The following is a 17,346-nucleotide window of genomic DNA, read 5'->3' on the forward strand; positions in this document are numbered from 1 at the left end:
TTCGACGTAAAGGAATACCGCGCCATGATTCGTCCTCTGTTCCCAGTCGCTCTACTCACCCTGGCTCTTGCCGGGTGTCAATCCGGCTCCATCACGCCCGTGCAGGAGGCGGCGGCCGACGAGCGCCCGCCGAGCGCTGCCGATTCGAGTGCCGCTTCGGCATCCAGCAATGCCACCGCACCTGCCCGCAGCGAGGCGGAGCCCGCCCCACCTGCCGACTTCCAGGCCTGGCTGCGCGACTTCCGTCGTCAGGCTCGGGCGGAGGGCATCAGCGAGGCGACCCTGTCGCGGGCGCTGGATGGTGTGCGTTACCGGCCGCGTGTCATCGAACTCGACCGTTCCCAGCCAGAGTTCGTACGTCCCATCTGGCAGTATCTCGAGACGGCCGTTTCCCAGGCGCGTGTGAGCCAGGGGCGGGCCAAGCTGGCCGAGCATCGCGACACGGCTCGGCGCATGGAGCAGCGTTACGGCGTGCCGGCCGAAATCATCGTGGCGATCTGGGGCATCGAGAGCAACTACGGCGGCAATTTTGGCGATTTTTCTACCCTGGAAGCGCTGGCGACCCTGGCCTTCGACGGCCGGCGCAGCGATTTCGCTCGCGGTGAATTGCTGGCCGCGCTGCGCATCATCGAGGCCGGCGACATTGCACCCGAGCGCATGGTCGGCTCCTGGGCCGGCGCCATGGGCCACACCCAGTTCATTCCTTCCAGCTTCGAGGCTTACGCGGTGGATGGTGACGGCGACGGTCGCCGTGATATCTGGGGCAGCATCCCGGACGTGATGGCTTCTACCGCCAACTACCTGGCGCGGGCGGGTTGGCAGCCCGGCCAGCCCTGGTTCGTCGAGGTGCGGCTGCCGAGTGATTTCGACTATGCCCAGACCGAACTTACCACGCGGCGTTCGAGCCAGGAGTGGGCGGCACAGGGGGTAAGCCGTCTCGGCGGTGGCAGCCTGCCGGCCTTCGACCAGGCCTCAGTGCTGGCCCCGGCGGGCGCCCAAGGGCCGGCCTTCCTGGTGGGTCCCAACTACCGTGCCATCCTGCGCTACAACAACGCCACCAGCTATGCCTTGGCAGTGGGCACCCTGGCCGACAGGATCGCGGAACGAGATGGTATCCGCAGTGACTGGCCGCGCGACGAGCAGCCGCTCTCGCGCAGTCAGGTACGTGAGATGCAGCAGGCGCTCAATGCCCGTGGCTTCGATGTCGGTGCGCCTGATGGTGTGATGGGGCCGAATACCCGGCGCGGCCTGCGCGATTACCAGCGCAGCATCGGCGTCACGCCGGACGGCTTCGCGACCTTGAGCTTGCTGCAGCGGCTGCAGCGTTGAACCGGTGACCCCGCTCTGACCGGTGAGCCAGAGCGGGGCGCCAGTTATGGCAAGATGAGGCGCTTAACAAGCTGCGGGCCTAGTTGTTGGTCCAGCGATCTAGGGTCTCGCTGATAGTACGTCCGGCCCGTTCGGCGCCTTCCTGGGTGCGCTCCCAGGCCTGTTCGGCTCCTTCGCCGACGCGATCGGCGCCGCGACGGGTCTGCTGCCAGGCGCTGTCGGCGCCTTCTCCGGCGCTATGCCACGCCTCGCGGGTGCGCTCGCGCGCCATGTCCCACCACTCCTGGTCGTAGCGCGGCATGGCCTCCAGCGACTCCGGATCGGCATCGACGATGATGTCATGGACCGTTTCGCCATCATCCTCGTAGTTGATCAGCCGGTAGTGGGCGTTGGTGATCACCAGGTAGTCGCCATTCTCTACCAGGTTGGCGTCAGGGCGAACGACGATGGCATGTACCTGCCGATCATCGCCGAGCAGAATATCGACCACCTCGCCCGGCTGGCTGTCCGGTGCCGCCTCGAAATGCACCTCGGCATCGAAGAGCGCCCGGGAGGAGTAGAGCCCCTGAGGCTCGAACTGCGCCTGTACGCCAGTGGCAAGGCCGGTAAGCAGCAGGCCGGCCGAGGCGGAAATGAGCATCCTTTTCATGCGGGGGTATGTCATCGTTTCGCTCTCCTTATCCTTGGTGACACGAATAGTGTAGTAAATGTAACAATGTTCGGGCGGCTGTGACATGCCGCGGCAGACTGAGCATCGACGACAAAGGAGCTATCGTCATGAAGAGAGTGTACCGGAAAGATTCGGCTCGAAAGTTGCGTAACCGGCTATTGGCAACGGTGGGCGCGCTGTTGCTGGCGGGGCCGGCCATGGCAGAGGAGCCGGTCGTGTACGGCTGGGTCGAGAAGAGTACGCTCGAACCCTGGGGGGTCGAAGTCAAGGCCAAGCTGGACAGCGGCGCCCTGACCTCTTCTCTGGATGCCCGCGATATCGAGACCTTCGACAAGAACGGCGAGGAGTGGGTGCGCTTTCGCCTGGAATTGACCGATGAGGCCAGCGGCGAGCCGTTCGAGGAGAGCCTGGAGCTGCCGCTCTACCGCGACATTCGCGTGCGCGGGGCCGGCGGTCGCGACGAGCGTCCGGTGGTGCTGATGAAGATCTGCATGGGCGATACCATCCACGAGGAGCAGTTTAGCCTGCGTGACCGGGAAGAGATGCACTACCCGCTGCTGCTGGGTAGGCGCACCATCGGCCATCTGGGCCTGCTCGACGTCACTCGCACCTTCCTCAATTCGCCCGACTGCGGCGACGATGCTGAGGTGATGCGCTACGAGGGCGAGGACGAGGGCGACATCGAGGACGACGATGTCGAGGACGACGAGGCCTGATTCTGCCTGCCAGGCATCAGAACAGCCGGGCGAGCAGGGCGACCACGGCGGTTTCCACCCGCAGGATGCGGGGGCCAAGATGGATGCCCTCGCAGCCCGCCTCGAGCAGCCGCTCCACCTCATACGGGATGAAACCGCCCTCGGGCCCGATGAGCAGCACGCAGGGCTCGCTCAGGCCGGTGGGGCAGGGATTGGGCATGCCCGGGTGGGCGACGAGCCCGCGGCGGCCGTCGAGCAGCAGCGGTAGCCGCTCCTCGACGAAGGGGCGAAAGCCCTTGGCCACGCTGACGTCGGGCAGTACCGTGTCCCGCGCCTGCTCGAGGCCCAGCACCAGGTGCTCGTGAATCTTCGCCGGCTCGAGCTCCGGCGACTGCCAGTAGCTCTTCTCCACCCGACGGGTATGCAGCAGGGTGATCCGTTTCACCCCCATGGCGGTGACATGCTCGAGGCTTCTGGCCAGCATGCGCGGGCGCGGCAGGGCCAGCACCAGGTGCACCGGCAGCGCCGGCGGCGGGGGCGTGTCGAGCGCCTCGAGCGTAAAGCGGGCTTCATCGTCGGAGAGCAGCGTGAGCTCACCGCGACCGATGCCGCCGCCCTGTATGCCCAGGGCCAGGACGTCGCCGACCCGGGCGCGATGCACTTCCTTCAGGTGACGCAGGCGGCGCGGGTCGCGCAAGCACGCCAGGCGGTCGTGCCGGATATCTTCCGGAGCCAGCAGAATCAGGTTCATCGGGCCTCGTTTGTCGCTTCGATTTGCAAGGGCGGTAGCGCGGTGCACAATAGCAGCCAAGGGCAAACCTGCCTTTCCCATAAGGAGTGCCGTCGTGCGCGTGATTCGCAAGTATGCCAACCGCAGGCTCTATGATACCCAACAGAGCCGCTATGTAACGCTGGAAGATCTGCGGCGCCTGATTCTCGACGAGGAGCCGTTCCGCGTCGAGGATGCAAAGTCCGGTGAGGACCTGACCCGTACCATTCTGCTGTCGATCATCATCGAGCAGGAGCAGGCTGACGGTGAGGCCGAGGTCTTTTCCAACGATCTGCTGGCCCAGTTTATCCGTGTCTATGACATGGCACAGCCGCTGCCGCTGGCCCGTTATCTGGAGCAGGGCACCCAACTGATGCTCGAGCAGCAGAAGCGCATGCAGGATCAGTGGCAGCAGGCGATGCGCCACTCGCCCATGGAGCTAATGCGCGAAATGGCCGAGGAGAACATGCGCTTCTGGCAGCAGGCGATCGGCCAGGGACAGCCGGGCAAGCCGGAGCCGAAGGACAGCTCGGACAAGGAAGACGACAAGTAGGCAGGCTGCGCGGGGCGGCGTCCGGGGCCGCTTTCTGCCATAATGCCGCGACGTCTTATAGCCGAATGCCAGGTTCGCCGCATGGTCGGGCCTGATCGGTACGAAACAGGAAAAGCAAGCGGATGAAGGTTTTGATCATCGGCGGCGGTGGCCGCGAACATGCCCTGGCCTGGAAAATCGGCCAGTCGCCCCTTGTCGAGCGGGTATTCGTGGCTCCCGGCAATGCCGGTACCGCCCACGAGCCCGGGCTGATCAACGTTGCCATCGAGGCGACCGAGCTGGAGCGCCTGTTGGCCTTTGCCCGCGACGAGGGCGTGGAGCTGACCATCGTCGGTCCCGAGGCTCCGCTGGTCGAAGGCGTGGTGGATCGCTTCCGCGAAGCCGGGCTGGCCATCTTCGGGCCGACCCAGGGGGCTGCTCAGTTGGAGGGCTCGAAGTCCTTCACCAAGGATTTCCTCGCCCGCCACGCCATTCCCACCGCGGCCTATCGCACCTTCACCGAGGTCGAGCCGGCGCTCGTCTACCTGGCCGAGCAGGGCGCACCGATCGTGATCAAGGCCGACGGCCTGGCCGCAGGCAAGGGCGTGATCGTGGCCATGACCCTGGCCGAGGCCGAGGCGGCGGTACGCGACATGCTCGAGGCCAATGCCTTCGGCGATGCCGGTGCGCGGGTGGTGATCGAGGAGTTCCTCGAAGGTGAAGAGGCGAGCTTCATCGTCATGGTCGATGGCACTACCGTGCTGCCCATGGCCACCAGCCAGGACCACAAGCGCGCCCTGGATGGCGATGCCGGCCCCAACACCGGCGGCATGGGCGCCTATTCGCCAGCGCCGGTGGTAACCGAGAGCGTGCACGAGCGCATCATGCAGCAGGTCATCATGCCCACCGTTCACGGTATGGCTGCCGAGGGCCACCCTTATAGCGGTTTTCTCTATGCCGGCCTGATGATCGACGCCGAGGGCAATCCCAAGGTGATCGAGTATAACTGCCGCTTCGGCGATCCCGAGACTCAGCCGATCATGCTGCGTCTGCGCTCCGATCTCGCCGAGCTGTGCCTGGCCGGGGCGCGGGGCGAGCTCGCCGGCCACACCTGCGAGTGGGACCCGCATGCTGCGGTGGGCGTGGTACTGGCCGCCGGCGGTTATCCCGGCAGCTATCGCAAGGGTGACGCCATCGTTGGGCTCGACGCCGCAGAGGCGACCGGTTGCAAGGTCTTCCATGCCGGTACCGCCGAGGACGACCAGGGGCGTATCGTGACCAGCGGCGGGCGTGTGCTGTGCGTCACCGCGCTGGGACAGGGCGTGTCCAAGGCTCGCGATCTGGCCTACCAAGGCGTGGCGGCGATTCACTGGGACGGCGTTCAGTTCCGCCGCGACATCGCCTACCGTGCCATTGCCCGGGAGCGTCAGGAGGGCTGATCACGGCCTCCTGTATCTACCGCAACGACAGTCAGGGAGTGAGCATGGAGCGCATCAAGCTGGCATTTCCCGATTCCGCCATCGTGCACAGGCAGCCGCTGTCGGTACGCGTCACCGACATGAACTATGGTCGACACCTGGGGCACGATACGCTGGTATCGCTGCTGCATGAGGCGCGCATACAGGCCTTCGGCGCCCTTGGTCTCACCGAGTGGGACATGGGCGGCTTTCCCAGCGTGGTGGTCGACCTCGCCGTGCAGTACCAGTCCGAGGCCCGCTGGCCGGATGCGCTGGTGGTGGAGACAGCCATTCCGGAGCCGGCCAGCCAGGCTATCGTGGTCTATCATCGGGTACGGCATGCCGAAGGCGGCCGGCCGGTAGCCACGGCGCGCCTCAACCTGGTGCTGTTGGACCCGGCCCAGGGGCGCAGCGTCGCGCTGCCCGATGCCGTACGGCAGGCCTTTGTCGGAGCGGAGAGCGCCTGATGTCGCGGGAATATCCCATCATCGCCGTGACCGGCTCCTCCGGGGCCGGCACCACTACGGTGAAACGCACCTTCGAGCGCATGTTCGCCCGCGAGGACGTGCATGCGGCCTTCGTCGATGGCGATGCCTTCCATCGCTATACCCGCGAGGAGCTGGCGCGCATCTTCCGCGAAGAGCCCGAGCGCAAGAATCAGCTCTCCCACTTTGCCGTGGAGGCCAATCTGCTCGACCGTCTCGAAGCGCTGTTCCTGGAGTACGGCGAGCATGGCACCGGGACCTACCGGCACTACATTCATGCCGAAGACAAGCAGATGATCGAGGCGGGCCATCAGGTGGGCACCTTCACCGAATGGCAGCCGCTGCCCTGCGGCACCGACCTGCTGTTCTACGAGGGATTGCACGGCGGGCTGGTGACGTCGGGGCACGATATCGCCCGCCACGTGGATCTGCTGGTGGGGGTGGCGCCGACCATGAATCTCGAGTGGATTCAGAAGATCGACCGCGACATCAAGCTGCGCGGCTACTCCCAGGAGGCGGTGATCGACACCATTCTGGGTCGCATGAACGACTACGTGCGCTACATTCAGCCGCAGTTCTCGCGCACCCACATCAACTTCCAGCGGGTACCCACGGTGGATACCTCCAATCCGTTCGAGGTGCAGGACATCCCCAACGACGCCGAATCGTTCGTGGTGATTCGCTTCCGTGACCCCTCGACGGTGGATTTTCCCTGGCTGCTGGCGATGATCCAGGACTCCTTCATGAGCCGTCCGCACACTTTGGTGGTGCCCGGGGCGAGGATGTCACTGGCCATCGAGCTCATCCTGGCGCCGCTGGTGCGCCATCTGCTGGCGCAGCGGCGTTTTCGGTAATACGCAAGGGAGCACGTCCGATGCAAGACTGCCTGTTCTGCAAGATCGTCAAGCGCGAGATCCCTGCCGATATCGTCTTCGAAGATGACCAGGTCTTGGCGTTCAACGACATCAATCCCCAAGCGCCGACCCATGTCCTGATCATTCCCAAGCGCCATATCGCCACTCTCAACGACCTCGAGGAGGCAGACCAGACCCTGGTCGGCCGGCTGCCGGTCGTGGCGGCCCATCTGGCCCGGGAGCGGGGCTTTGCCGATGACGGCTACCGGGTGGTGATGAACTGCAATGACCAGGGCGGGCAGACGGTCTATCATATTCATATGCACCTGATGGGCGGTCGTCGCTTTACTTGGCCGGCTGGCTAGCCGGCGCTCTGCGGTCCATCCGCGCGCGTCGAGGCGTGCGACGCATCAGGTGCATCCAATTTCATCAGCGCCACCCCATGGGTGGCGCTGTCGTAATAGCCGACAGGTTTCCGGGCGCGAAACGAGCACACCGCACCCTGACGAGCTCAGGAAGGCGGCGCAAAGGGAAAAGAGACATGAACCGTAACTACTCTCCGGCCGACAATCTGGTCCACCAGTTCGATACCGTGCTGCGCACATTGATCCCCCATGCAGCTCACCCCTCGCGCCCCTCGCCGGCCACCGCGGACATCCAGGACGACGACATGAGCGCCGAGGAGCGGCGCCATGCCGCCGGGCTGATGCGGGTCAATCATACCGGTGAGGTATGCGCCCAGGCGCTCTATCAGGGCCAGGGTTGCACCGCCAAGCTGCCGGAAGTGCGCAGTCAGATGGAGCACTCCGCCCAGGAAGAGATCGATCATCTGGCCTGGTGCGACGAGCGGCTGCAAGAGCTCGACAGTCACCCCAGCGTGCTGAATCCGCTGTTCTATGCGGCTTCCTTCGGCCTGGGGGCGGTGGCGGGCGCCATCGGCGACCGCATCAGCCTGGGCTTCGTCGCCGCCACCGAGGAGCAGGTGGGCAAGCATCTGGAGGATCACCTGGTCAAACTGCCAGCGGGCGACCACCGCTCGCGTGCCGTGCTGCGTCAGATGGCCATCGACGAGGCGCATCACGCCCAACTGGCGCTGGAAGCCGGCGGGGCACGCTTCCCGGCGCCGATCAAATTCGGCATGTCGTTGATGTCGAAGGTGATGACCAAGAGCGTCTATCGAATCTGAGCACGTCGCGATGTCGGACGAGATCCATCGGCGCTGTATCGAAGTCGCCAGCCAGTTGAGTCCACTGCTCGCCGAGGCCATCGAGCGCGGTGGGCCGCTGGTACTGCGCGCCGACGACGGCCAGCCGCTGGCGGAGCGCCTGTGCCGTTCGATCGCTGGGCAGCAGCTTTCGGTAAAGGCGGCGCGCTCGATCTGGGCGCGGGTCGTCGATGCGGCGGGCGAGACGCCGCTGATGGAATTTTTCCTCGAGCCGAACCAGGAGGTGCTGCGTGGCTGCGGCCTGTCGGGGGCCAAGGCCAGAGCGCTGTGCCTGATTGCCGAAGAGGCCCGCGCCGGTCGGCTCGAAGCCGACGCGCTGCGAGGTCTGGACCATGTCGAACGCTCGCGGCACCTGACCGCACTATGGGGTGTGGGGCAATGGACCGCCGACATGCTGTCGATCTTCTACTTCGGCGAGCCTGACGTCTGGCCGGAAGGCGACGTGACGGCGCGCAAGACCCTCGAGCGTCTTACCAGCCCGCGGCGCAAGACGCTGCGAACCGCCATGCGTTTTGCCCCCCATCGCTCCTACCTTGCCCTATACCTGTGGCGGCATGTCGACTCGCCGCCTGGCTAGCGCTTGGCTATCCGTTTGGAACCAGAAAAGGCCCGCCAGGCGGGCCTTCGTCTGTATGGGGGCTCAGTCTCGGTGCTGCTAGTCGTCGATGATGCTGTAGGAGTGGGTAACGTCTACCCCACCCTTGGCCAGCATGATCGAAGCGCTGCAGTATTTCTCGGCCGACAGCTCCACGGCGCGCTTGACCTGGCTCTCCTTGAGGTTGCGGCCGCTGACGGTGAAGTGGATGTGGATCTTGGTGAAGACGGCTGGCACGGCATCGGCGCGTTCGGCCTCGATGGTCGCCACGCAGTCGCTCACGGGGGCGCGCGACTTCTCGAGGATCTCCAGCACGTCGAAGGAGGTGCAGGCGCCCATGCCCATCAGCAGCATTTCCATCGGGCGCGGGCCGGTATTGCGTCCGCCGTGGTCAGGCGGGCCATCGATCACCACGCTGTGACCACTACCCGATTCGGCGACGAACTGACGGCCATCGGTCCACTTGACGCTGGCTTTCATGAGCAAGGTTTCCTTGTCGATACGTTCATGTCGGAGAGCTTACCACTGTGCGGCGCTCGGCTCAGCCCTGCCGCCTGACCAGCTCCCGCTCCAGCTCGGCCAGGCGCTCGGGGGTACCCACGTCGACCCAGCGTCCGCGATGGTGGGTGCCGCCAACGCGGCCGGCACGCATCGCCGTACGCAGCAGGGGGGCCAGGGGAAACTCACCCGGTGCCCGGTCGGCCACCAGGGCCGGGTCGAGCAGGCTGAGCCCGGCGAAGGTCAGGCGTGGCTCGCCCTCGGCGTGGACCCGCCCCGCGGCGTCCAGATGGAAATCGCCGCCGGGGTGGTGAGCGGGATTGTCGACCAGCACCAGGTGGGCCAGATCGCGCCCCAGGACGGGAAGTGTCGAGGGGTCGAATTCGCACCAGACGTCGCCGTTGATCAGCAGGAAGGGCGCGTCGCCCAGCAGCGGCAGCGCCTGGCGAATGCCGCCGCCGGTCTCCAGCGGCTGCGTTTCACGGCTCCAGGCGATGCGTACGCCGAACTGTCGACCATCGCCCAGGGCGCCGATGATCTGCTCGGCGCGATAGCTGACGTTGATCACCACTTCGTCGATACCGGCGGCCGCCAGACGTTCCAGGTGGTGCACGATCAGCGGCTTGCCGGCTACCGGCAGCAGCGGCTTGGGACAATGGTCGGTCAATGGGCGCATGCGTTTGCCGAGCCCGGCGGCCAGGATCATGGCCTTCATGTCGCCTCCGGGCCGGTGCCGGCGGCCAGCCGCTGGGTCAGGGTGGGGCGCAGGCGCTCCGCCAGCCAGCGCTGGAAGGCTGCGTGTTCGGGCAGGTCGACGAGGCTGGCCTCGAGATGGCCGAGGAAGTGCGGCAGACGTTCGAGATAGCCGCTACGGCCATCGCGCAGGGTCAGGCGACAGAAGATGCCGAGCACCTTGAGCGCGCGCTGGGCGGCCATGGCCTGGGCCTGGCGCTGGAAGGTATCGCTGCCGGTGGAGCCGGGCAGGCGGCCGTCGTGAACTGCCCGCTGGCGAAAGGCCTCGACCCAACGCGCGAAGCGCGCGGGCGGGAAGCGGCAGTAGCGCCCGCGCAGCAGCGAGATCAGGTCGTAGGTGATGGGGCCGGCCACGGCGTCCTGGAAATCGATCAGGTAGAGCGTCTCGTCGTGCACCATCAGGTTCATGGCATCGAAATCGCGATGCACCGTGACCACCGGCTGCGCCAGGGCGGAGGCGATCAGCGCCTCACGCAGCTCGGCCCAGCCGGGCGGTAGGGCGCTATCGCCCAGCCATTGCGTCAGGCACCACTCGGGGAAGAGGTCCAGCTCGCGGCCCAGCAGCGCCTCGTCGTAGACCGGCAGCATATCGGGACCGGCGCGATTCTGCAGCTCATGAATCAGGGCCAGGGCGCGTTCATGCCAGGCCAGGGTGTCGGCATGCTCGTCGTCGGCGAAGCGCAGCTGCAGCGGCGTGTCGCCCAGGTCGTCGAGCTCGACGAAGCCGGCGTCGAGATCCACCGCGTGCAGAGCCGGTACCGGCAGGCCACCGGCCCGCCAGCGGCGGGCGATGTCGACGAATGGACGACTGTCCTCCTGGGGTGGGGGCGCATCCATCAGCATGCGCGTGCTGCCGTCGGGCAGCTGCAGACGGAAGTAGCGGCGAAAGCTGGCGTCTCCTGCGGCCAGGCACAGGTCGAGGGCTGCCGGGGAAAGCTCGTGCTGCGCCGCGGCCCACTGGCGCAGGGCCTCGAATCGCGTCGTGGTGTCGGCCTGGGTCATGCTGGCTCCTTGCAGTCTCGGACGGTGCCGGTTGACGCCCGTTGGGCACCGCCGCATGCTGACCGATCAGGCGCATACGACAGGCTGGGTGTGGTCTGTATAATACCGATTCTCTTCGCCAAGGACATCGAGGGACCATGGGCAAGCGACATGCAGGAACGGCGTTGGCCAGCCTGATCACATCCGGCCTGACGCTGGGCGCGCCGCAGGCGCTGGCGCTCGAGCCGTTGGCGGCATGGCAACTGGACTGGCAGCCTTGGGGCGAGGGGCGTCCGGCCGAGGCGCTGTGCCGCGGGGTCTACATCATGCCTGCCTATCGCTTGCCCGCCGGTGACGAGCCGGGCCAGGTGCGCAGCGAGTCCGACACCGCCTATTACGGCGATGATGGCGAAACCATTCTCGGCGGTGAAGTGATCCTGCGGCGTGCCGACACGCAGCTCGAGTCGCCGCGGGTGAGCGTGCCGCCCGAGCGTGAGCGGGCGTTTGCCGAAGGGCCGTTGGCGCTGCGCGATCTCAACCTGCTGGTGCGCGGAGAGGCCGGCGAGGTCTCGCTGGTTACCGATGCCGCCAGCATCGACGCGGCGCACTTCGTGGTCCACGATCAGCACCTGCGCGGCGATGCCATGCAGATGGAGCGGCTGGAGGATGGCCGCTTCCGGCTCACCTCGGCCAGCTTCACCACCTGCGACCCGGGCGACAATCTGTGGCAACTGGTCACCGGCGATCTGGTGCTCGACCGCGAGAGTGGCTTCGGTACCGCGCGTCACGCGCGCCTGGAGATGGGCAATGTGCCGGTGTTCTACTGGCCCTGGGTGCGTTTCCCCATCGACGACCGGCGTCACACCGGTTTCCTGTGGCCCGAAATCGGCCTCTCCGGCGGCGCCCTGGACTATGCCCAGCCGTTCTACTGGAACATCGCGCCCAATCATGACGCCACCCTCACGCCGCGCTGGATCAGCGACCGCGGCCTGCTTTTGGGCGGGGAGTACCGCTATCTGTTCCCCACCGATGCCGGTCAGATCGAGGGGGCCTACCTGTCCAGCGACGGCGGTGGCTCCGACGAGCCGGGTGCCGCTTCGCGGCGCTACGAGGGCGAGGACCGCTGGTACGTCGATTACCGCCATACTGGGCGTTTCGATACGCGCACGAGCTATAACCTGCGCTATGGGGCGGCCAGCGACGGGCGCTATTTCGACGACTACGGCAGCATCTTCGGCGACGACCCCAGCAACATGCCGCGCCTGGCCCAGATAGACTACCGCGGCGCTGTCTGGCGCCTGGATGCCCGTGCCCAGGGCTACCAGCGGCTCGACGATCCGCTGCGCGATCGCGACAAACCGTTCTACCGTCTGCCCAGCCTCACCGCCGACGCTCGCTGGATGCAGCCAGGCGGGCTGTACCAGGAGTGGCGCTCCAATGTTACCTACTTCTGGCGCGACGTGAATGAAGTGGCGCTGTCTCGGGAGCGTGAGGCTGCAGTGGGTACCCGTCTGCACCTGGCGCCAGCTACCGGTTGGCGCTTCGATCAGAGCTGGGGCCACCTGGAGCCGCGAGTGGAGTGGCTCTATACCGCGTATGATCTCGACTACGGCGAGCGCCAGACCGAGCGTGACACCACGCTACAGCGGGCGGTGCCGGTGACTTCCATCGACGGCGGGCTGGTGTTCGAGCGCGAGCTGGAGCTCGGCGGGCGGCCTTATCGTCAGACGTTGGAGCCACGGGTCAACTATGCCTATGTGCCGGCCCGCGATCAGCGTGAGTTTCCCGATTTCGATACCAGCGAGCGGGCACTCTCGTGGAATCAGCTGTGGTCGCCGTATCGCTTCTCCGGGGCCGATCGGGTGGGGGATCTCAACCGCTTGTCGGTAGGTGTCGACTCACGCCTGCTGGAAGACGACCGCGGCCGCGAGCGGCTGGCCATCGGCATCGGTCAGGCGTTCTATTTCGATGATCGTCATATCGACATGGACGGTAATCCCGATACACTGCCGGTGCCGCCTGAGCAGGGCGGGGATTTCGAATCCTGGTACAACGCCACCCGCGACCGCTCATCGCTGGTGACCCGGCTCGATTGGCAGATCAACGATGCCTGGCGCAGCCGCTTGCAGTGGATCTACGACGACTACCAGCAGCGTACCGAGCGGACCTCGCTGGACCTGAGCTACCGCAGCCAGGCAGGGCACGTATTGAACCTTGGCTACCGTTGGGAACTCCAAGGGTTCGACCCGTCGGTGGAGCCGGACGACGACGAGTTCCGCGACTACAACCGCGAAGAGTACGATCTCTCGTTTGCCTGGAAGCTCTCGCCCCGGGTGGATCTGATCGGGCGTGCCGTGTATGACTACACCAACGAGCGCCTGCTCGACCAGTTGGCAGGCGTGCAGTGGAACGACTGCTGCTACGGCTTGCAAGTCGTCTGGCGCGAATGGGTCGATGACCAAGGCACTGCCAGCATCGAGAACGATACGACGGAGCGTGGGTTGTTCCTGCGCTTCGTATTCAAGGGCTTGGGCGGTGTCGGTGGCGACGCCGGCGACTATTTCGAGCGGGCCATACCGGGCTACCGAGCCACTGCCTTCTGATCGTGCGTATGCCCTACAAGTGAGCCATATGAGAGGAAAGAGAGAGATGCGGATTTCGCCATTCGCCACCCTGGGCGCCCTGGGATTGGTCCTGTGCCTCGGTGCCTTGCCGCTGTCGGCTGTGGCCCAGGATTTCCAGCCGGTACAGCGGCAGTCCCTGGACCGTATCGTGGCCGTGGTGAACCAGCAGGCCATCATGCACAGCCAGCTCGAGGAGCGCATGATGCAGGCGCGCAGTCAGCTGTCGGCACAGGGGCAGTCCCTGCCCCCCGAGACGATGCTGCGCGAATACGTGCTCGAGCAGATCATCCTGGAAGAGATTCAGCTGCAGATGGCGGCCAATGCCGGCCTCAGCATCGACGACACCGCGCTCAACCGGCAGATGCGCGAGATCGCCGAGAGCAACAACATGACCCTCGATCAGTTCGCCGACGCCCTGGAGGCGGATGGTCTGACCATGGCATCCGTGCGCGAGGAGATCCGTCGCGAGATGCTGCTGCGTGAACTGCATCAGCGTCAGATCGGCGGCCGGGTCAACGTCAGCACACGTGAGGTGGAGCGCTTCATCGAGCAGCAGGGCGGCAACGTGAGCCATGAGCAGGCGCGCCAGATGGTGTTCCAGCGCAAGGCCAACGAAGCCCTCGACGCCTGGCTGCAGGAGATTCGCGCCGATGCCTTCGTCGACAATCGGCTGGCCAGCGGCAGCTGATAGATGAAACCGTCCGCGCCCGTGCTGGCGGTGACCAGCGGGGAGCCTGCCGGCATCGGCCCCGAGCTGTGCCTGCAGCTGGCCTTGGGGGAGCCGCCGCCCGGGGGCGTCGTGGTAGTGGGCGACCCGACCCTGCTGGCTCAGCGTGCGGCGCTGCTACGCCTGGAGGTCGACTTGGTCGAACTAAGTCCAGGGGCGCCGGTGCCGCCAGCAAGGCGCGGCGTGCTGCCGGTGTGGCCGGTGGCGCTGCGTGAGCCGAGCCGCCCCGGTGAGCTGGCCGTGGCCAATGCCGGCTATGTGCTGGAAACCCTCGACGTGGCGATTGCGGCCTGTCGCGACGGCCGTGCCGGCGCCATGGTTACCGCACCGCTGCACAAAGGGGTGATTCTCGATGCCGGCCATGCCGGCTTTCGCGGCCACACCGAGTACCTGCGCGATGCCTGCGGCGTCGACGAGGTGGTGATGATGCTGGCCACCGACAGCGCTCTGCATGCTGCGGGCTCCGACTGGCAGGGTAGCACCGCGCTGAGAGTGGCGCTGGCCACCACCCACCTGCCCCTGCGTGAGGTGGCCGACGCCATCAGCGAGGCGGGGCTGGAGCGCATCCTGCGTATTCTGCAGGCGGACCTGACACGCTGGTTCGGCATTGCCAGGCCGCGCATTGCCGTGTGCGGCCTCAATCCCCACGCGGGGGAGAGCGGGCATCTGGGGCGCGAAGAGCTCGAGGTGATCGAGCCCTGTCTTGCGCGCCTGCGCAACGAGGGTTTCGAGCTTGACGGGCCGCTGCCGGCCGATACCCTGTTCACGCCGCGCCATCTGACCGGGGTCGATGCGGTGCTGGCGATGTATCATGATCAGGGCCTGCCGGTGCTCAAGTATGCCGGCTTCGGCCAGGCCGCCAACATCACCCTGGGGCTGCCTATCGTGCGTACCTCGGTGGATCATGGCACGGCGCTGGATCTGGCCGGTCGCGGTCTGGCCGATGCGGGCAGTCTGCGAGTCGCCGTGGCACTGGCCGCCGACATGGCCGACCGCGGTTCGGCCACTCCCTGACGAACGAACAGACAAGGATTCTTTGCATGGCATCGCGCCCGCCGGTCCATCGCGCTCGCAAGCGCTTCGGCCAGAACTTCCTGCGTGACCCCGGCATCATTTCCCGCATCGTGCGGGCCATCGCGCCCCGCCCCGGCGACAGGCTGGTGGAGATTGGCCCCGGCCAGGGGGCGCTGACCGAACCGCTGATCGAATCAGCCGGCGGGCAGCTCGAGGTAATCGAGCTGGATCGCGACCTGATCCCCGGGCTGCGCGTGCAGTTCTTCAACTATCCGGGCTTCGTGGTGCACGAGGGCGATGCGCTGAAGTTCGACTTCCGTGCGCTGCGCGGCGACGGCGAGCCGCTACGGGTGGTGGGCAACCTGCCCTACAACATCTCGACGCCGCTGATCGCCCACCTGCTGGAAGCCGGCGATGTGATCGCCGACATGCACTTCATGCTGCAGAAGGAGGTGGTCGAGCGCCTGGCTGCTGAGCCAGGCGGTGCCGACTGGGGACGTCTCTCGGTGATGGCGCAGTATCGCTGCCGCGTCGATGACCTGTTCACGGTGCCGCCCGAGGCGTTCGTGCCGCGGCCGAAGGTCGATTCGGCCATCGTGCGGTTGACGCCTTACGCTGAGCTGCCCTGGCCGGCGGCGAACGAGGCGCTGCTGTTCGACGTCGTGCGTCAGGCCTTCTCCCAGCGCCGCAAGACCCTGCGCAATAACCTCAAGGGGATGGTGGACGGCGACACGCTGGCGGCGCTGGGCATCGACCCGGCGCGCCGGCCCCAGACGCTGGGCGTCGAGGAGTTCGTGCATATCGCCAATCATCTCGCTGCTACGGAGGTGACGCCATGAACCAGGCTTCCGACGTGCCGCTGGAGCGGGAGGTGCTGGTCGACGTGGAGCCCGTCTTTCGCGACGACGAGTCCTCGCACGAGGAGTCGCGCTATGTCTTCAGCTATACCGTGACGATCCACAATCATTCGGCTCGCAGCGTCCAGCTGCTGGCACGCCACTGGCGTATCACCCAGGGCAGCGGCAAGGTGCAGGAGGTGCGCGGCAAGGGCGTGGTGGGTCAGCAGCCGATGATCGGCCCCGGGCAGACCTTTCGCTACACCAGTCGCGCCATCCTTGACGGGCCGGTGGGGGTGATGGAAGGTTCCTACACCTGTGTCGATACCGCCAGTCAGCGTCCTTTCGAAGTGACCATTGCCCCCTTCCGGCTGGCCGGTCCCAATCAGATACACTGAAGCCTGTGGTGCGGGGTGAGCCTCGCGCCGGATGGACAACCCGCGAAGCGCACAAGGGAAAGTGTCATGACCGCCTATGCCGTCGGAGATTTGCAGGGCTGCCACGCCGAGTTCGTCGAGTTGCTCGAGAAGATCGACTTCGACCCCGGCCGCGACCGCCTGTGGCTGGCCGGTGACCTGATCAATCGCGGCCCGGGGTCGCTCGCCTGCCTGCGCGAGGCGCAGGCGCTGGGCGATGCCGCCCTCACCGTGCTCGGCAATCACGACCTGCACCTGCTGGCGGTGGCGCGTGGCGGTGCCCGGCTCAACCGCAAGGACACCCTGGACGACATTCTTGCCGCCCCCGACCGTGAGGCGCTGCTCGACTGGCTGCAGTCGCGGTCGCTGCTGGTGCGTGAAGACTTCGCAGGGCAGGGCGAGACCGTGATGGTTCACGCCGGGCTGTTGCCTCAATGGTCGGTGAACGAGGCGGCAGAGCTGGCCGGCGAGGTCGAAGAGCGTCTCGGCAGCGAGCGCAGCGGTGCCTTCCTGGAGCGCATGTACGGCAACGAGCCGGCCTGCTGGCATGCCGCGCTCGATGGCATCGACCGCCTGCGTGCCATCGTCAACGTGCTGACCCGCATGCGCTTCATCGACGCCGACGGTTGCCTCGACTTCAGTGCCAAGGAGGGGCTCGACAGCGCCCCGACGGGTTTCGCCCCCTGGTTCCGTTACCCCAGAGGCGACGACGTGCGGCTGCTGTTCGGCCACTGGGCCGCGTTGGAAGGACATGCCGAGGGCGCCCGTGTGCGGGTCGAGGCACTGGATACCGGCTGCGTGTGGGGCGGCACTCTCACCGCACTTAACCTTTCCACCGGCGAGCGCATTGCAGTGCCCAGCCATCGTCATCGCCGCTGAACCCGGA

The 17,346-nt window shown here is 66.3% G+C and carries 20 protein-coding genes; 15 read left to right on the forward strand and 5 right to left on the reverse strand.

Annotated features, from left to right (window positions below; genetic code table 11):
* The first annotated feature begins 24 nt into the window (after positions 1 to 24).
* A complete protein-coding gene (locus HOP58_RS09005; protein WP_010629637.1) occupies positions 25 to 1,329 on the forward strand; it encodes a lytic murein transglycosylase in 1,305 nt (434 codons plus the stop codon).
* 79 nt (positions 1,330 to 1,408) lie between these two features.
* Here HOP58_RS09005 and HOP58_RS09010 read toward each other — a convergent pair whose 3' ends face one another.
* Positions 1,409 to 1,993, reverse strand: coding sequence for a PRC-barrel domain containing protein (locus HOP58_RS09010; RefSeq protein WP_141638675.1), 585 nt, complete (start codon positions 1,991 to 1,993; stop codon positions 1,409 to 1,411).
* Between the two features lie 113 nt (positions 1,994 to 2,106).
* Here HOP58_RS09010 and HOP58_RS09015 point away from each other — a divergent pair, with 113 nt between their 5' ends.
* Positions 2,107 to 2,715, forward strand: coding sequence for an ATP-dependent zinc protease (locus tag HOP58_RS09015; protein ID WP_010629635.1), 609 nt, complete (start codon positions 2,107 to 2,109; stop codon positions 2,713 to 2,715).
* A gap of 16 nt (positions 2,716 to 2,731) precedes the next feature.
* Here the strand turns inward: HOP58_RS09015 and HOP58_RS09020 are convergent, their stop codons facing one another.
* Complete coding sequence (locus HOP58_RS09020) at positions 2,732 to 3,445, reverse strand: 16S rRNA (uracil(1498)-N(3))-methyltransferase (protein WP_234252739.1); 714 nt, start codon at positions 3,443 to 3,445, stop codon at positions 2,732 to 2,734.
* Positions 3,446 to 3,539: 94 nt separating this feature from the next.
* Between HOP58_RS09020 and phaR the strand changes: the two genes are divergently transcribed.
* From phaR to HOP58_RS09055, 7 genes are all read left to right on the forward strand, one after another.
* Complete coding sequence (gene phaR, locus HOP58_RS09025) at positions 3,540 to 4,016, forward strand: polyhydroxyalkanoate synthesis repressor PhaR (protein WP_010629633.1); 477 nt, start codon at positions 3,540 to 3,542, stop codon at positions 4,014 to 4,016.
* Between the two features lie 122 nt (positions 4,017 to 4,138).
* Entirely contained in the window at positions 4,139 to 5,434 is a 1,296-nt protein-coding gene (gene purD, locus HOP58_RS09030; protein WP_234252740.1) for a phosphoribosylamine--glycine ligase, read from the forward strand.
* A gap of 44 nt (positions 5,435 to 5,478) precedes the next feature.
* Complete coding sequence (locus HOP58_RS09035) at positions 5,479 to 5,919, forward strand: thioesterase family protein (protein WP_010629631.1); 441 nt, start codon at positions 5,479 to 5,481, stop codon at positions 5,917 to 5,919.
* Positions 5,919 to 6,791 (forward strand): phosphoribulokinase, encoded by an 873-nt coding sequence (locus tag HOP58_RS09040; RefSeq protein WP_010629630.1) that lies wholly within the window; start codon positions 5,919 to 5,921, stop codon positions 6,789 to 6,791. Before HOP58_RS09035 ends, HOP58_RS09040 begins: the two co-directional genes overlap by 1 nt.
* 20 nt (positions 6,792 to 6,811) lie before the next feature.
* The gene (locus HOP58_RS09045) at positions 6,812 to 7,156 is read left to right on the forward strand and encodes a histidine triad nucleotide-binding protein (protein ID WP_010629629.1); all 345 of its coding nucleotides are present in this window, start codon (positions 6,812 to 6,814) and stop codon (positions 7,154 to 7,156) included.
* Between the two features lie 176 nt (positions 7,157 to 7,332).
* Positions 7,333 to 7,977, forward strand: coding sequence for a 2-polyprenyl-3-methyl-6-methoxy-1,4-benzoquinone monooxygenase (gene coq7, locus HOP58_RS09050; protein ID WP_234260130.1), 645 nt, complete (start codon positions 7,333 to 7,335; stop codon positions 7,975 to 7,977).
* 10 nt (positions 7,978 to 7,987) lie between these two features.
* On the forward strand, positions 7,988 to 8,593 hold the full coding sequence (locus tag HOP58_RS09055) for a DNA-3-methyladenine glycosylase (protein WP_010629627.1): 606 nt from the start codon (positions 7,988 to 7,990) through the stop codon (positions 8,591 to 8,593).
* A 78-nt stretch (positions 8,594 to 8,671) separates the two neighbouring features.
* On the opposite strand, the gene HOP58_RS09060 is transcribed toward HOP58_RS09055, so the two are convergent.
* The 3 genes from HOP58_RS09060 to HOP58_RS09070 form a co-directional block, all read right to left on the reverse strand.
* The gene (locus HOP58_RS09060; RefSeq protein ID WP_010629626.1) at positions 8,672 to 9,091 is read right to left on the reverse strand and encodes an OsmC family protein; all 420 of its coding nucleotides are present in this window, start codon (positions 9,089 to 9,091) and stop codon (positions 8,672 to 8,674) included.
* A 61-nt stretch (positions 9,092 to 9,152) separates the two neighbouring features.
* Complete coding sequence (gene murU, locus HOP58_RS09065; protein WP_234252742.1) at positions 9,153 to 9,824, reverse strand: N-acetylmuramate alpha-1-phosphate uridylyltransferase MurU; 672 nt, start codon at positions 9,822 to 9,824, stop codon at positions 9,153 to 9,155.
* Positions 9,821 to 10,864 carry a phosphotransferase gene (locus tag HOP58_RS09070; protein WP_234252743.1) on the reverse strand — a complete coding sequence of 348 codons (1,044 nt, stop codon included), beginning with the start codon at positions 10,862 to 10,864 and terminating at the stop codon, positions 9,821 to 9,823. The genes murU and HOP58_RS09070 overlap by 4 nt, the downstream gene beginning before the upstream one ends.
* Before the next feature lie 137 nt (positions 10,865 to 11,001).
* Here HOP58_RS09070 and HOP58_RS09075 point away from each other — a divergent pair, with 137 nt between their 5' ends.
* The 6 genes from HOP58_RS09075 (at position 11,002) to HOP58_RS09100 (ending at position 17,339) form a co-directional block, all read left to right on the forward strand.
* Entirely contained in the window at positions 11,002 to 13,446 is a 2,445-nt protein-coding gene (locus HOP58_RS09075) for an LPS-assembly protein LptD (protein WP_234252744.1), read from the forward strand.
* Between the two features lie 46 nt (positions 13,447 to 13,492).
* Complete coding sequence (locus HOP58_RS09080; protein WP_010629622.1) at positions 13,493 to 14,155, forward strand: SurA N-terminal domain-containing protein; 663 nt, start codon at positions 13,493 to 13,495, stop codon at positions 14,153 to 14,155.
* A gap of 3 nt (positions 14,156 to 14,158) precedes the next feature.
* Entirely contained in the window at positions 14,159 to 15,208 is a 1,050-nt protein-coding gene (pdxA, locus tag HOP58_RS09085; RefSeq protein ID WP_234260131.1) for a 4-hydroxythreonine-4-phosphate dehydrogenase PdxA, read from the forward strand.
* Positions 15,209 to 15,234: 26 nt separating this feature from the next.
* Positions 15,235 to 16,047, forward strand: a complete 813-nt coding sequence (rsmA, locus tag HOP58_RS09090) for a 16S rRNA (adenine(1518)-N(6)/adenine(1519)-N(6))-dimethyltransferase RsmA (RefSeq protein WP_234260132.1) — start codon at positions 15,235 to 15,237, stop codon at positions 16,045 to 16,047.
* Entirely contained in the window at positions 16,044 to 16,442 is a 399-nt protein-coding gene (gene apaG, locus HOP58_RS09095; RefSeq protein WP_086508493.1) for a Co2+/Mg2+ efflux protein ApaG, read from the forward strand. Before rsmA ends, apaG begins: the two co-directional genes overlap by 4 nt.
* 66 nt (positions 16,443 to 16,508) lie before the next feature.
* A complete protein-coding gene (locus tag HOP58_RS09100; RefSeq protein WP_234252747.1) occupies positions 16,509 to 17,339 on the forward strand; it encodes a symmetrical bis(5'-nucleosyl)-tetraphosphatase in 831 nt (276 codons plus the stop codon).
* The last annotated feature ends 7 nt before the right edge of the window (positions 17,340 to 17,346 follow it).

This window comes from Halomonas sp. MCCC 1A11062 (assembly GCF_021404355.1).
Taxonomy (GTDB): Bacteria; Pseudomonadota; Gammaproteobacteria; order Pseudomonadales; family Halomonadaceae; genus Halomonas; species Halomonas aerodenitrificans.